The 12,498-nt window shown below is 63.9% G+C and carries 15 protein-coding genes; 14 read left to right on the top strand and 1 reads right to left on the bottom strand.

Features of this window, described 5'->3' with window-relative positions:
- Nucleotides 1–81 precede the first annotated feature (81 nt).
- The 13 genes from QMG83_RS09115 to QMG83_RS09055 all read left to right on the top strand — a co-directional run bounded on the left by QMG83_RS09115 (nt 82) and on the right by QMG83_RS09055 (nt 10,898).
- Nucleotides 82–267: a Flp family type IVb pilin gene (locus tag QMG83_RS09115; protein ID WP_283505056.1), complete on the top strand. Its 186-nt coding sequence runs from the start codon at nt 82–84 to the stop codon at nt 265–267.
- Nucleotides 268–367: 100 nt separating this feature from the next.
- Complete coding sequence (locus QMG83_RS09110) at nt 368–775, top strand: TadE family protein (RefSeq protein WP_283505055.1); 408 nt, start codon at nt 368–370, stop codon at nt 773–775.
- Entirely contained in the window at nt 763–1,743 is a 981-nt protein-coding gene (locus QMG83_RS09105) for a pilus assembly protein TadG-related protein (protein WP_283505054.1), read from the top strand. Before QMG83_RS09110 ends, QMG83_RS09105 begins: the two co-directional genes overlap by 13 nt.
- Nucleotides 1,744–1,752: 9 nt before the next feature.
- A complete protein-coding gene (gene cpaB, locus QMG83_RS09100; protein WP_283505053.1) occupies nt 1,753–2,487 on the top strand; it encodes a Flp pilus assembly protein CpaB in 735 nt (244 codons plus the stop codon).
- Nucleotides 2,484–3,848, top strand: a complete 1,365-nt coding sequence (locus QMG83_RS09095) for a CpaE/TadZ family protein (protein ID WP_283505052.1) — start codon at nt 2,484–2,486, stop codon at nt 3,846–3,848. The genes cpaB and QMG83_RS09095 overlap by 4 nt, the downstream gene beginning before the upstream one ends.
- Nucleotides 3,848–5,410 (top strand): TadA family conjugal transfer-associated ATPase, encoded by a 1,563-nt coding sequence (locus QMG83_RS09090; protein WP_283505051.1) that lies wholly within the window; start codon nt 3,848–3,850, stop codon nt 5,408–5,410. Before QMG83_RS09095 ends, QMG83_RS09090 begins: the two co-directional genes overlap by 1 nt.
- The gene (locus QMG83_RS09085) at nt 5,407–6,363 is read left to right on the top strand and encodes a type II secretion system F family protein (protein WP_283505050.1); all 957 of its coding nucleotides are present in this window, start codon (nt 5,407–5,409) and stop codon (nt 6,361–6,363) included. The genes QMG83_RS09090 and QMG83_RS09085 overlap by 4 nt, the downstream gene beginning before the upstream one ends.
- 10 nt (nt 6,364–6,373) lie before the next feature.
- The gene (locus QMG83_RS09080; RefSeq protein ID WP_283505049.1) at nt 6,374–7,222 is read left to right on the top strand and encodes a type II secretion system F family protein; all 849 of its coding nucleotides are present in this window, start codon (nt 6,374–6,376) and stop codon (nt 7,220–7,222) included.
- Nucleotides 7,223–7,466: 244 nt separating this feature from the next.
- Nucleotides 7,467–8,654: a sensor histidine kinase gene (locus QMG83_RS09075; protein ID WP_283505048.1), complete on the top strand. Its 1,188-nt coding sequence runs from the start codon at nt 7,467–7,469 to the stop codon at nt 8,652–8,654.
- Nucleotides 8,651–9,325, top strand: a complete 675-nt coding sequence (locus QMG83_RS09070; RefSeq protein WP_283505047.1) for a response regulator transcription factor — start codon at nt 8,651–8,653, stop codon at nt 9,323–9,325. Before QMG83_RS09075 ends, QMG83_RS09070 begins: the two co-directional genes overlap by 4 nt.
- A gap of 134 nt (nt 9,326–9,459) precedes the next feature.
- Nucleotides 9,460–9,789 (top strand): SHOCT domain-containing protein, encoded by a 330-nt coding sequence (locus QMG83_RS09065; protein WP_283505046.1) that lies wholly within the window; start codon nt 9,460–9,462, stop codon nt 9,787–9,789.
- Between the two features lie 87 nt (nt 9,790–9,876).
- Complete coding sequence (locus QMG83_RS09060) at nt 9,877–10,596, top strand: AzlC family ABC transporter permease (RefSeq protein WP_283505045.1); 720 nt, start codon at nt 9,877–9,879, stop codon at nt 10,594–10,596.
- Nucleotides 10,593–10,898 carry an AzlD domain-containing protein gene (locus tag QMG83_RS09055; protein ID WP_283505044.1) on the top strand — a complete coding sequence of 102 codons (306 nt, stop codon included), beginning with the start codon at nt 10,593–10,595 and terminating at the stop codon, nt 10,896–10,898. Before QMG83_RS09060 ends, QMG83_RS09055 begins: the two co-directional genes overlap by 4 nt.
- Before the next feature lie 3 nt (nt 10,899–10,901).
- On the opposite strand, the gene def is transcribed toward QMG83_RS09055, so the two are convergent.
- On the bottom strand, nt 10,902–11,468 hold the full coding sequence (gene def, locus QMG83_RS09050) for a peptide deformylase (protein ID WP_283505043.1): 567 nt from the start codon (nt 11,466–11,468) through the stop codon (nt 10,902–10,904).
- 40 nt (nt 11,469–11,508) lie between these two features.
- On the opposite strand from def, the gene QMG83_RS09045 reads away from it, so the two are divergent.
- Entirely contained in the window at nt 11,509–12,492 is a 984-nt protein-coding gene (locus tag QMG83_RS09045; protein ID WP_283505042.1) for a DMT family transporter, read from the top strand.
- The last annotated feature ends 6 nt before the right edge of the window (nt 12,493–12,498 follow it).

The following is a 12,498-nucleotide window of genomic DNA, read 5'->3' as shown; positions in this document are numbered from 1 at the left end:
ATTCCCCAGCGCGTAACTTGGCGCTCACCCGCTCGGTCACCCCCCTCCTCTTGGACCGGCGGCTCACAGATGGGAATGCACATGAAGCTCTACACCCGAATCCAGGCCCGGCTCAACAGCATGCAGAACGAAGACGGTGCCACGGCCGTTGAGTACGGCCTGATGGTCTCGCTCATCGCGGTCGTCATCATCGCTGGCGTGACGCTCCTCGGCACCAACCTCCTTGCCGTCTTCAACGGAGTCGCCGGCGAGATTAAAGCCCCCTGAGCAGCCTGACGAAGGTGGCTCGCCACCTCAGTCGAACCCGGGTCGTGCGGCGGTTTCCGCGAAGGCGGAAGCCGCCACACAATCGCAAGGAGCGGACGGAATGAAGGTTAGGCGCATCGCGATGAGAGATCGAAACAGAGAGGGCGAGACAGGTGCCGCCGCGGTCGAGTTTGCGCTCGTCTTGCCGGTCCTCGTGCTTCTCATCATGGGGCTTGTCGAATTCAGTCTGCTCTTCAACGCTCAGATCTCCGTAATGAACGCCGCTCGCGAAGGAGCTCGTGTAATGGCCATTCACAACGACCCTTCGCTTGCACGCAGCGCCGCGGTCGCCGCAGCTCCGTCGCTCCGCCCAGGCCTCAGCGCCGCCAACGTCACCGTGGCCCCGACAAAATGCGTCGCCGGGTCATCGGTCACGGTGACCATTCGGTACAGCGCCACTCTCCTCACCGGATTTTTCGGAGTCACGCTGCCTCTTCAAGGAAAAGGAGTGATGTTATGCGGTGGCTGAGCAAACTACGGGGCGACGAACGCGGAGCATCCGCGGTACTCGTGGGGATCCTCATGGTGCCGATCATTGGCGGCCTCGCGATATCCATCGACGTGGGCGCCCTGTATGTGGAACGTGCGCAGTTGCAAAACGGGGCGGATGCCGCAGCGCTGGCCATTGCTCAGAAGTGCGCAGCAGGGACGTGCACGGGCACTGCGGCGACGGCATTGTCCTTCGCGAACTCGAACGCCAACGACGGGGCGGCGAATGTGCTCACCCCGACCTTCCCCACGAGTCACAGCGTCAAGGTCAACGCGAGTACCCGGGAAGCAGGCAGCAATGCGCCCGCACTGACCAATATCTTTGCCTCCGTCATCTCGCCGGGCGGCGCTAGCACGACGACGGTCGGAGCCTCGGCGACAGCGGAATGGGGTTCACCCGCTTCCGCGACCGTTGCGCTGCCGATCGCGGTCTCCTATTGCGAGTTCGAGCCCGCCCTGTCGGGCAAGCTTCAGCTGATCCGGTACGACCAGGACCTCACGTGCGCGTCGCGGGACGGGCATCCCATCCCGGGCGGATTCGGGTGGATTGAGAGGCTCGCCAACAACTCGTGCTCGGCTTTCGTCGATCTCGCCAGCGCCTCGATACCGAGCGAGCCCGGAAACTCCTATCCGGGCGCGTGCGACGCGACGTTTGCGAACGCGGCCGGCACCACCGTGCTCATACCGATCTTCGACGGGGCCAATGTCACGCATGGCCCGGCTGCGAGTTACCACATTTATGCATTCGCAGCTTTCACGATCACCGGATGGAAACTCTCGGGTGGCAACAAGATGCCGAGCGTCAACATCGACCCGAAAGCTCCGAAGTGCACAGGAAACTGCCGTGGCATCCAGGGATATTTCAGCCATTGGGTGTCAATCGACGCCGTTGAGGGTGAACTTGGCGGTCCCGACCTGGGCGCGTCCGTCGTCAGACTCATTCGTTAGGAGAACGCCATGAAGACCCGACTCGTGGGCGCAATCGTTGCCATAGTGCTTGCCGTTGCAGGCACCCTGGTGCTTACCAGCTATGTAAGAGGCGCCGATGCGCGTGCCTTCGCCGGGGCCGAGCTCGTCACTGTCTACGTTGTGTCTGCGCCAATCAGCGCGGGCACTACGGCAGCCGATGCTGAAAGCATGATCGTCGCAAAACGGGTGCCCGCAGTCGCCGCGGCCACTGATCGGGTCACCCAGCTGCAGGAACTGGAAGGGAAAGTTGCTGAAGTAGCGCTTATTCCGGGCGAACAACTACTCAAGGCGCGCTGGGTGAGCCCCGGTGACCTCGCAGCGAGCGGGGATGTCCCCCTCCCCGACGGGATGCAGGCCATCACGATAGCCCTCCCCGTCGAGCACGTCGTCGGTGGCGCGGTTAAGGCCGGCGATACCGTGGGCATTGTCATTTCAGCGACGGCAAGAGCCGAGGATGGCACGGACATACCGATAACGAAGCAGATCCATCACAAGGTGCTCGTGCTCGCCATTCTTCCCGGAACGTCCACCCAACCATCCAGTAGTGGCGACAGCCCGGCCGAACCGGTGGACACCCTGATGGTCACACTCGCCCTCGCTACGCCCGCCCTCGAGAAGCTCGTGTGGGGCCAGGAGTTTGGCTCCGTGTGGCTGACGAGCGAGCCCGCCGCCGCGGATGAATCCGGCTCCAGCCGGGTCGACATCGGGAAGGTTTTCGAATGAGCCGGGTGCTGCTGATTAGCAAAAGCCGCAAGTTCGAGACGCGATTGCGGGGACTCCTCGGTGACGAGGTCGACACCATCATGGGGCGCTCGATCGCACGAGGCGCATCTGTCGCGATAGCGGGATTGGCCCTGGATGACGCTCCCGACATCGCCATGATCGGTCCCTCCCTCTCCTATGCGCAGGCCTACGAGCTGTCCAGCACATTGTCGGCGCGCTATCCGAGTACGAGCATCATGTTGGTGCGAGAGCCCGGTCCGGGAATCGAGAAGTGGATGTCGGACATGAACGTTCACGCCGTAGCGAGCCCGAACCTCAACGACCGTGCTCTCGTTGAGGCAGTGGCGGGTCTGCGCGGTCGTCCCCCTCAGGAAGGTAAGGCTCGTAAGGTCCGCGCTCGTGCCAAGCCTGCCGCAGTAAAACCCCCACTGATTCGCGACATTGTTGAGCACCCACCCCTGGACGCGAAGGACGTGCCGGACGACCTTTCACCTGCTGACGGCGCATCGGCTGAAGAGGGCACCCTGCCCGACCTCTCTTACGAAGTGCACGCCGACGATGGCCAAGACGCCCTGGATCCGTCGCCGGCGATCCTCAGCCAGATCATCGCGGTCGTCTCGCCCAAGGGTGGGATGGGGAAGACCACCGTGGCGACGAACATCGCCGTCGGACTCGCGAAGATCGCGCCGATGTCGGTCGTGCTGATCGACGGCGACGTGCAATTCGGCGACGTCGCCGCAGCGCTCGCGCTTGCGCCGCTGACGACATTGCCCGATGCGGTGTCCGACGTCGCCGCGAGCGACCCGATTGTGCTGAAGTCCTATCTGACAGTTCACCCAGCGGGATTTTTCGCTATCTGCGGGGCGGACTCGCCCGTCGACGGAGGCCGGGTTACAGGTGACCAGCTGAGCAACTTGATTGCTCAACTCTCTGGCGAGTTCCGCTACGTCGTCATCGACACCGCACCAGGACTCGGTGAGCACACGCTCGCCGCGATCGAGCGGTCGACCGATGTCGTCCTGATCTGCGGCATGTCCGTGACGAGCGCGCGCGGGTTGCGAAGTCATCTGTCGGCGCTCGAGAGCATCGATATTCTGCCCAGCTCGCTACACGTCGTTCTCAACTTCGCCGACAGGGACAGTGGCCTCACTGTTCGTGACGTCGAGCACATCACCGGCATGTCCATCGACATCGCGATTCCCCGGTCTAAGCGGCTCGTCCTGTCGATGAATCGGGGCATTCCGGTGCTGCAGGATCGATCGAGGGATTCTGCCTCGCGGGCCCTCGCCGCGATCGTGCAAAGATTCGATCCCTCCGCCCCTCCGAAACGGCATCGACTCCACCGAAGGACGGTTGTGTGATGAATCTCACGGAACGAGCTGATGCCTTGCGGCGCGAGAAGGTGCCATCGCCGTCTATCGCCCGGGCTGTTGCCGCAACAAAGAGTCGGGAGACCCCCGTTGCCACGATGCCCGCACCTGTGCCGGCGCCCTCATCGCGCGGTGACGCGGCTGGATCTCGGGAGCCGACTGCTGTGGTCGGGGCACTGGACGATTCGTCCGCGCAGCGCGGAGCGCGGGCAGCGAAAGCGGTCGTGGGGGAGCAGGAGATCGGTCCTACGACGAACCCTCAATCCGATCCACTTCTGGAGATCAAAGAGCGTGCAGCCCAGCTGCTGTTCGAGCGAATCGGTTTGCGACTGAACGACCCAAACCTGTCTGAAGAGCAACTCCACACGTATGCGAGGGAAGAGCTGGCCACCATCGTGGAGGCCGAGCAAGTGCCCCTCAGCGGCGAGGAGCGCAAGCGGCTTATAGCCGCGATCGATGCGGACGTGCTCGGTTTTGGCCCACTCGAATCGCTGCTCGCGGATGACGCCGTGACCGAAATCATGGTCAACGGACCCGCGCAGATCTATGTTGAGCGCGATGGTCGTCTCACCAGGGATCCCGCCCGATTCACGAGCGAGTCCCAACTTCGACGGGTAATCGAGCGGATCGTCTCGAAAGTGGGACGTCGGATCGACGAATCATCGCCACTCGTGGATGCCAGGCTCGCCGACGGATCGCGAGTCAACGCGATCATCCCTCCGCTTGCGGTTGACGGGTCGTCCCTGACCATCCGCAAGTTCGCGCGGGAACCGCTCACGGTCGATGACCTGATTCGTTTCGGCACGATGAATACCGACATCGCTGCCGTGCTCGACGCGTGCGTAAAGGCTCGGCTGAACATCATCGTTTCCGGCGGCACCGGTACGGGCAAGACGACCCTCTTGAACGTCTTGTCCAGCTATATCCCCGCGACCGAGCGGATCATCACCATTGAGGACGCCGTCGAACTGCAACTGCAACAGGAGCATGTGATTCGCCTCGAGTCGCGCCCCGCGAATATCGAGGGTAGCGGTGAGATTACGATTCGAGATCTCGTGCGCAACTCGCTGCGGATGCGACCCGACCGAATCGTCATCGGCGAATGCCGCGGTGGCGAGACGCTGGACATGCTGCAGGCGATGAACACCGGCCACGAGGGGTCAATCTCGACCGTCCACTCGAATTCTCCGCGAGACGCTATCGCGAGGATGGAGACGCTCGTCCTCATGGCGGGGATGGATCTGCCATTGCGGGCCATCCGCGAACAGATCTCCTCTGCCGTCGACGTGATCGTGCAGGTCGGACGAATGAAGGACGGAACCAGGCGGATCACGCACGTCACCGAAGTGCAGGGGATGGAAAGCGACATCGTGACGCTTCAGGATGCCTTCGTCTTTGACTACGCGGCAGGAGTCGACGAGAACGGTCGCCATCGTGGGCATGTAGTGGCGACGGGAGTGCGCCCTCGGTTCTCTGAGCGGTTTTCCGAATTGGGGATCGAACTCCCTCCGTCGGTCTTCCAGTCCGAGTTGGCAACGCGAGGCGCACGATGAACGACATCGTGCTCTTCATCGGGCTTACCGCGGCACTACTCTCACTACTCGCCGTCGTGTTCCTCGTGATCGGGCCCCCTGTTGCGCGGGTGTCTTTTGAGCGCCGTAATGCCCCTGGAGCAGTGAAGACGACGACAATGTCTGCGCTAACCGATCGCACGCTGTCGGTCATCGAGCGCGGGATCCGGCGTCGCGGCAAAGCGCCGTTCAACGCGGAGGAACTCGAGCAGGCCGACGTGCGAATGAAGCCGACGGTCTTCCTTTTCATGGTGGTCACCGTCGCAGCGGCGCTCGGGGTTGCGGGCCTCGTCGCCGCGAGACCATCAGTGTGGATGATTCCGCTGGCGGCAGGGCTTGCCCTGCTCGCACCGCTCGGGGCTAAGTTCATTCTCCGCGTGCGCACCGCTCGCCGTCGTTCCAAGTTCTCGGAGCAACTCGATGAGACATTGGGGCTGCTCGCGGGCGGTCTTCGCGCGGGGCATAGCCTCCTCCGGGCGATCGACGCCGCGGCGCAGGAGGTGGAGTCGCCCACCGCAGACGAGTTTGCACGAATCGTGAACGAGAGCCGCATTGGCCGAGACCTGAGCGATGCCCTGGATAACACGGCGATCAGAATGCGCAGTGACGATTTCCAATGGGTCGCTCAGGCCATAGCGATCAACAGGGAGGTCGGCGGCAACCTCTCCGGGGTGCTTGACCAGGTCGGACACACCATTCGTGAACGCAACGAGATCCGGAGGCAAGTGAAGACTCTCGCGGCCGAGGGGAAGATGTCCGCGTGGGTGCTCATTCTTCTCCCGGTGGGTGTTTTCGCCTTCCTGCTCCTCACGCAGCCAGCGTACTTCTCTGGCTTCCTGGACAACATCCTTGGGGTGATAGCGCTCATCGTCGCCGGGGTTCTGCTCATCGTCGGATCCCTGTGGATGATGGCCGTCGTCAAGGTCAAGTTCTAGGAGTTGTGAGATGGAATTCATCCTGGCCATGGCCGCCGCCGTTGCAGTGGCGGCGGGCGTCGGAGCGCTCGTGGGGATCCTGGTCGGAGGTCGACCCTCACCAGTCGGGGCATCCACTGATGCCGTGCCGGCAACCAGCAGTGCGGGTCGGCCCCGAATGCGTGCGCACGTCCCCAAGGGCTACATCCGAAAACTCGATCACCAGCTCGCGCTCGCGGGCAGGCCGCCAGCCTGGACCATCGACAAAATTCTGATCGCCAAGCCGCTCATCGCGGCTGTCGGGGCATTGCTCGCTGTGTCGTGGGCGAGCGGCGATCCGGTGCCGATCCGCATCATTCTCGGGGCATTTCTTGTCCTGCTGTGCTTCATGCTCCCTGACCTGCTACTTCGGAGTCGGGCAGAGAGGCGACAGGCGGCTATGCAGGAGGCGCTACCCGACACACTTGACCAAATGACGATCGCCGTTGAGGCTGGGCTCGGCTTCGAGGCAGCCATGGCGAAAGCTGCGACGAACGGGAAAGGCCCGCTCGCCGAGGAGTTCATCCGCACGCTCCAGGACATGAGCATCGGCCGTTCGCGCAAGGACGCGTATCAGGAGCTCGGCAATCGCACGTCGTCTCCCGACTTGCGCCGATTCACCCGCTCGGTGGTGCAGGCAGACACCTACGGCATCGCGATTGCGGCCGTACTCCGCGTTCAGGCGGCCGAGATGCGACTGCGACGCCGCCAACGCGCCGAGGAAAAAGCGATGAAGATTCCGGTCAAGGTGCTCTTCCCGCTCATTTTCTGCATCCTGCCGGTGCTGTTCATCGTGCTACTCACGCCGGCTGTCCTCAACATCGTGAAAGCATTCTTCTAGGGCCACGTGCGTGTTCCCCGCGGCTCCATGTATCATTGGTACCTGCAACTCGACTAGTTCGTGTTGGTGTGTCCTCGATGATATTTCGGCAGGTTCTTGGTTCGAGTCCAAGTCGAGGAGCTAAGGCCCGGGTCCTCCACGATCCGGGCCTTTTTGATTCCCGAGACAACGTACGCCCGGGGGAGTAGCAGCTCAACACCTGACGGCCGATGACGCGTGCGATCGCCGCAACTACGATCAACTCATGCCTCTGCCCAGTCATATCGATCGATACGGCTCGCGTCCCCCTCCCATGTTCCTTCTCTCGTCTAGGGCCCGGCTACTCATGCCGGTGATCCTTTCGCTGCTGGTGCAGCTGCCGGCGAACCTGTTCTGGCTGGCGCAATACCGCAGCGTGGCCGCATGGATCTCGGTGGGTCTCGCCGTGCTGGGGCCGCTGGCATTGTTGCTGATTCGACGCCACCCTGGCCCCGTCGTCGCCTTCGTGTCACTCGCGGCCTGCCTCGATTTCGTTTTGTCAGAACGAATGCAGGGTGGGCAGTTTCTCGCCCTCGCTTTCGCGATCATCCTGTCGATTGCGCGGGGCGCGAGGATCTGGGCGTGGATCTCGGTGGGTGTTGGCTGGGTGGGAACCATCACGGTGGGGCTTCTGACCGGAACCGACTGGCACCCCGCGCGAATCGCCGTCACGACCCTGGGTATCCTGATCACCTTCGGCATCGGCGAGGGGCTTCGCAGCCGTAGGGAGCACATCGTCGAGTTCCGGCGGGAACAGCTGCAACGGCAGCAGACCGAAGTCCAGGCGGAGCGCGTGCGCATCGCGCGTGAACTCCACGACGTGCTCGCCCACTCGCTGAGCCAGATCAATGTGCAGGCGGGGGTGGGCCTGCATCTCATGGAGAAACAGCCGGCCAAAGCGGCCGAAGCTCTCGCGAGCATCAAGGAGACCAGCAAGACCGCACTCGATGAAGTGAGATCGGTGCTGGGGCTGCTTCGGGCCGAAGCCGGCCAGGATCCGAGCGCGCCACTCGTGCCCGAGCCTGACCTCTCGCGACTGGCAGGGCTGGTCGCATCCGTCTCGTCGCAGGGTGTTGACGTGACCCTGGATTCCAATGTCACCGAGGCGCCGAAAGCGGCACAGCTCGCCATTTACCGGATCGTGCAGGAGTCGCTGACCAACGTGGTGCGGCACGCGCAGGCGTCGTCCGTGCACGTCAGGGTCGCCGCCGACGACCACGACTACGTGGTGACGGTCGGCGACGACGGCAGGGGAATGTCGGAGTCGCCGGTGAGCGGCCGTGGACTGCTGGGGATGCGTGAGCGCGCCGAGCTGCTGGGCGGCAGCCTCGACGTCGGCACAGCGCCAGGCGGAGGAACTCTGATCACCGCTCGCATCCCGCATACCGAGCGCAACCCGAGGGGCACCACGTGATCCGTGTAGCGATAGCAGACGACCAGCAACTGATTCGTGCCGGATTCCGCAGCCTGCTCGAGGCCGAACCCGACATCGAGATCGTGGGCGAGGCGGGCACGGGGGCCGAAGCGGTGTCGCTCGTGATTGCCACCAGGCCCGATGTGGTGCTGATGGACATCAGGATGCCCGATGGCGACGGCCTCTGGGCCACCGAGCAGATCGCGAAGCGCCCCGACCTTTCCGGCACTCACATCGTCATCGTGACGACGTTCGAGCTTGACGAATATGTCGGCAGGGCGATTCGCGCGGGGGCCAGCGGCTTTCTCGTCAAGGACACCGAACCTGTCGAGCTGATCCGCGCCGTGCACGTTGTCGCGGGCGGCGACGCTCTGCTGAGCCCCGGGGTGACGCGGCGGTTGCTCGAGCGGATCTCGACCGACCTCCGGGAAGAGCCCGACACCTCGCAGCTTTCGGTCATCACCGAGCGCGAGCGGGAGGTGCTCGGCCTCGTGGGGCTCGGCCTCACCAACGATGAGATCGGCAAGCGTCTCTTCCTGAGCCCGCTCACCGCCAAGACCCACGTGTCTCGAATCATGTCGAAGCTGGCCGCCCGCGACCGGGTGCAACTGGTTGTCATCGCCTACGAGACGGGATTGGTGCGGGCAGGGCGTTCGGTCGAAGGGGAGTAGCACGGGGGAGCTGTTGTGCACCGGGCGGAGTACGCAAGAGACACCGGCGGGCAGATTCCCCAGGGCGTGCCGAAGGCGAGGCTTGTTTCACCGGTGCACCGCAACCGCGAACCCTCCCGTGATTGGACCCTTTCATGTTGTCAACACTCGCTGTACCCGCCGCCGCCGCTCACCTGGGCGGCTATGGCTTCGGCTTCGGACTCCTGTTTTTCATCATCCCGCTCTTCATCATCGGCCTCCTGTTCTTGTTCGGCGGGCTGGCCCGCCGCCGATGGAGCCGCAACGGTTTCGGCCCCGGTCATTTCGGCCCAGGCCATTTCGGTTATGGGCAGAACAGCGCGAGCCGTGGCGCGGAGTCGACGCTCGCTGAGCGTTTCGCGCAGGGGGATATCGATGAGAAGGAGTACCGCGCGCGTCTCGAAGTGCTTCGCGCCAACAACGACGTCACGCCCCCGGTGAAGTAGCCGACCGTCGCATCTCGTTGCCGATAGAGTCTCCCTTCGGAGCAGCGTCCGCCGTCAGGTGGCGCCGGTCCGGAGGGAGATTTTTTGTTGGTCGATCAGCCAGGTGGCGCCACAACACGCGCACCGCGCAGCGCCGAGCGCGCCGCCGCGATCCGCGCCAGCCTCGGCGTTGCGCTGGCCGTCTCCGCCTACGGGTTCTCGTTCGGAGCGCTGTCTGTGGCATCCGGTCTCGATATCTGGCAGACCTGCGTGCTGAGTTTGCTGATGTTTTCCGGAGGCTCGCAGTTCGCCCTCATCGGAGTGCTCGCCTCGGGCGGCGCGGCGGCGGGAGGCGCCGCCATCGCCGGTGCGGCGTTGCTCGGCACACGCAATGGTCTGTACGCGCTGCGGATCGCGCCGCTCATCGGCGGTCGCTGGCCGAGGAAGCTCCTCGCTGCCCACTGGACCATCGATGAAAGCACCGCCGTCGCGACGGCCCAGCCCGGCCTCGAGGGCCAGCGCACCGGTTTCTGGTTTACTGGCGGCCTCATCTATCTCGGCTGGAACCTCACCACCTTCGTGGGCGCCCTCATCGGCAACCAGCTGGGCGATGTGAGCCAATACGGGCTGGATGCCGCTGCCGCCGCCGCTTTCCTCGGCCTCCTGTGGCCCAGACTGAAGCAGTTGCAGCCCGTCGTGGTCGCTATCGGAGCAGCCGTGGTGGCCGCCGTGCTCACACCGTGGCTCCCGCCGGGGATTCCCGTTCTGATGGCCGCAATGGTCGCCGTGGTGGTCGGGGTCACCAACTGGTGGGGGGCGAAAGCGTGACGATCTGGCAGGTCATCATCCTGGCATCCATCGCCGTACTCGCACTCAAGCTTGTCGGCTATCTGGTGCCGCCGTCACTGATTGAGAAGCCGCTTCCCGCCCGCATTGCTGGGTTGCTCACCGTTGCGTTGCTGTCGGCGCTCATCGTCACGCAGACGATCGGGGCGGGGCAGGACGTGACCGTGGACGCGCGAGTTCCAGCACTGCTGGTCGCGGCCGGCCTGTTCGCGGTACGGGTGCCGTTCATCCTGGTGATCATCGCGGCCGCAGCAACCGCAGCGCTGATCAGGGCGGTGACCTAGGGCCTAGCCTTCGAGGTCGTCCTCGCCGGGCATCCAGCTCTGGCCCGGCACGCCCCAACCCTTTTTGCGGATCGTCTTTGTCACCGTCTTCTTCTGTGCGTGGTCGAGACGGTCGGCATAGAGGGTGCCGTCGAGGTGGTCGTATTCGTGCTGAAAGATCCGCGCCAGCCAGCCGTCGGCGTTGATCTCGAAGGTCTTCTGGTTCAGGTCGGTGGCGCGCAGGATCACTTTCGGTGAGCGGCGCAGCGCAAATCGCTCACCGGGGATCGACAGGCAGCCCTCCGACTCGTCTTCGTCGTCAGGTTCGCCGATCGGGGTCGGCGCGAGCCACAGTTCAGGATTAATGGCCACCCCGCGCCACAGCACCTCGTCATCGTCAACCCAGTTGTAGACGAACAGGCGCAGCCCGACGCCGACCTGCGGTGCGGCGAGTCCGACACCGGGAGCTTCCTCCATGGTCTCGAACATGTCCTCGACGAGCGTCGTGAGTTCGGCATCGAAGTCGACCACATCTTCGGCGATTGAGTGGAGTACCGGTTCGCCGGTGATTCTGATGGGGAGCACGGCCATGCCTCCAGAATAACGGAGGCAGAGCGGGTAGATTCGTCGGGTGCAGCCCGACCTGACAGACATCGCAGATTCGCTTGGCGGCAATGCCCCCATCGGGATCGCCCTTGCCGTCATCGCCGCAGTACTGCTGGCGTTCGGTACCCAGTTCCAGCACGGCGGGGTGGCCGTCGTCAACGAGCGATCCGGTCACGAGGGCAAGACGGGCCTGAGCATCGGACAACTCACCTCCCTGCTGGCGCGGCCGTCGTGGGTGGTCGGCACGTTGTTCCTCGGTCTGGCGGTCGTTCTGCAGCTAACGAGTCTCACGCTCGCTCCGATCACCGTGGTGCAGCCGCTGGGGGCGATCGCCCTGGTGATCACCGCGATCGTCAACTCCCGGTTGACCGGGCTTCCGCTCGACCGGATTTCGATCCGGGCCATCATCGTCTGCATCAGTGGGGTCGCGGTATTCGTGACTATCGCTGCCATGGTCACCGAGAAGCATCCGGTTACCGGCACCCAGCTTCTGATCGTGCTGATCATTCTCACCGCCGTGCTCGCGGTATTTGTGACCCTGTTCCTGGTGATGCGGCACAAGGCACCTAAGCCGATCCTCTACGTCATCGCGGCCGGCGTGCTTTTCGGCTTCGTGGTCACGCTCGCCAACGTCGTGATCGGTCGCGTGCAGACCATCCTGCGCACGAATTTCCAGTTCAGCTCGGCCGATATCCTCACGGTGCTGTGCGTAGTGGGTCTCATCGCCGCGGCGCTGCTCGGCACCTATTTCGTTCAGACCGCACACTCGTCAAACCCGCCAGACCTTGTTGTTGCCGGCCTGACCGTTATCGACCCGATCGTGGCGGTGGCGATCGGCATCATCGTGCTGGGGGAGGCCGCGGGTGCGCCCCTCTGGGCAGTCTTCGCATTCATTGTGGCCGGAGGCTGCGCGGTCTGGGGTGTGCTCTCGCTCTCGCGTCACCACCCCCAGGCGCTCGCCAATACTCCACTCGCCGACGTAGCAGAAGAGGGCGCCCCGAATCCGTGAGGTACG

It is taken from the genome of Salinibacterium sp. G-O1 (assembly GCF_030063305.1).
GTDB lineage: Bacteria > Actinomycetota > Actinomycetes > Actinomycetales > Microbacteriaceae > Rhodoglobus.
This window is presented reverse-complemented; position numbering and strand designations above follow the sequence as displayed.

Excerpts from the sequence above, each read along its gene's own strand:
- QMG83_RS09065 (WP_283505046.1), top strand. The coding sequence starts at position 9,460 with ATGTTGTCAACACTCGCTGTACCCGCCGCCGCCGCTCACCTGGGCGGC.
- QMG83_RS09105 (WP_283505054.1), top strand. The coding sequence starts at position 763 with ATGCGGTGGCTGAGCAAACTACGGGGCGACGAACGCGGAGCATCCGCG.
- QMG83_RS09075 (WP_283505048.1), top strand. The coding sequence starts at position 7,467 with ATGCCTCTGCCCAGTCATATCGATCGATACGGCTCGCGTCCCCCTCCC.
- cpaB (WP_283505053.1), top strand. The coding sequence starts at position 1,753 with ATGAAGACCCGACTCGTGGGCGCAATCGTTGCCATAGTGCTTGCCGTT.
- QMG83_RS09085 (WP_283505050.1), top strand. The coding sequence starts at position 5,407 with ATGAACGACATCGTGCTCTTCATCGGGCTTACCGCGGCACTACTCTCA.
- QMG83_RS09080 (WP_283505049.1), top strand. The coding sequence starts at position 6,374 with ATGGAATTCATCCTGGCCATGGCCGCCGCCGTTGCAGTGGCGGCGGGC.
- QMG83_RS09095 (WP_283505052.1), top strand. The coding sequence starts at position 2,484 with ATGAGCCGGGTGCTGCTGATTAGCAAAAGCCGCAAGTTCGAGACGCGA.
- QMG83_RS09115 (WP_283505056.1), top strand. The coding sequence starts at position 82 with ATGAAGCTCTACACCCGAATCCAGGCCCGGCTCAACAGCATGCAGAAC.
- QMG83_RS09090 (WP_283505051.1), top strand. The coding sequence starts at position 3,848 with ATGAATCTCACGGAACGAGCTGATGCCTTGCGGCGCGAGAAGGTGCCA.
- def (WP_283505043.1), bottom strand. The coding sequence starts at position 11,468 with ATGGCCGTGCTCCCCATCAGAATCACCGGCGAACCGGTACTCCACTCA.
- QMG83_RS09110 (WP_283505055.1), top strand. The coding sequence starts at position 368 with ATGAAGGTTAGGCGCATCGCGATGAGAGATCGAAACAGAGAGGGCGAG.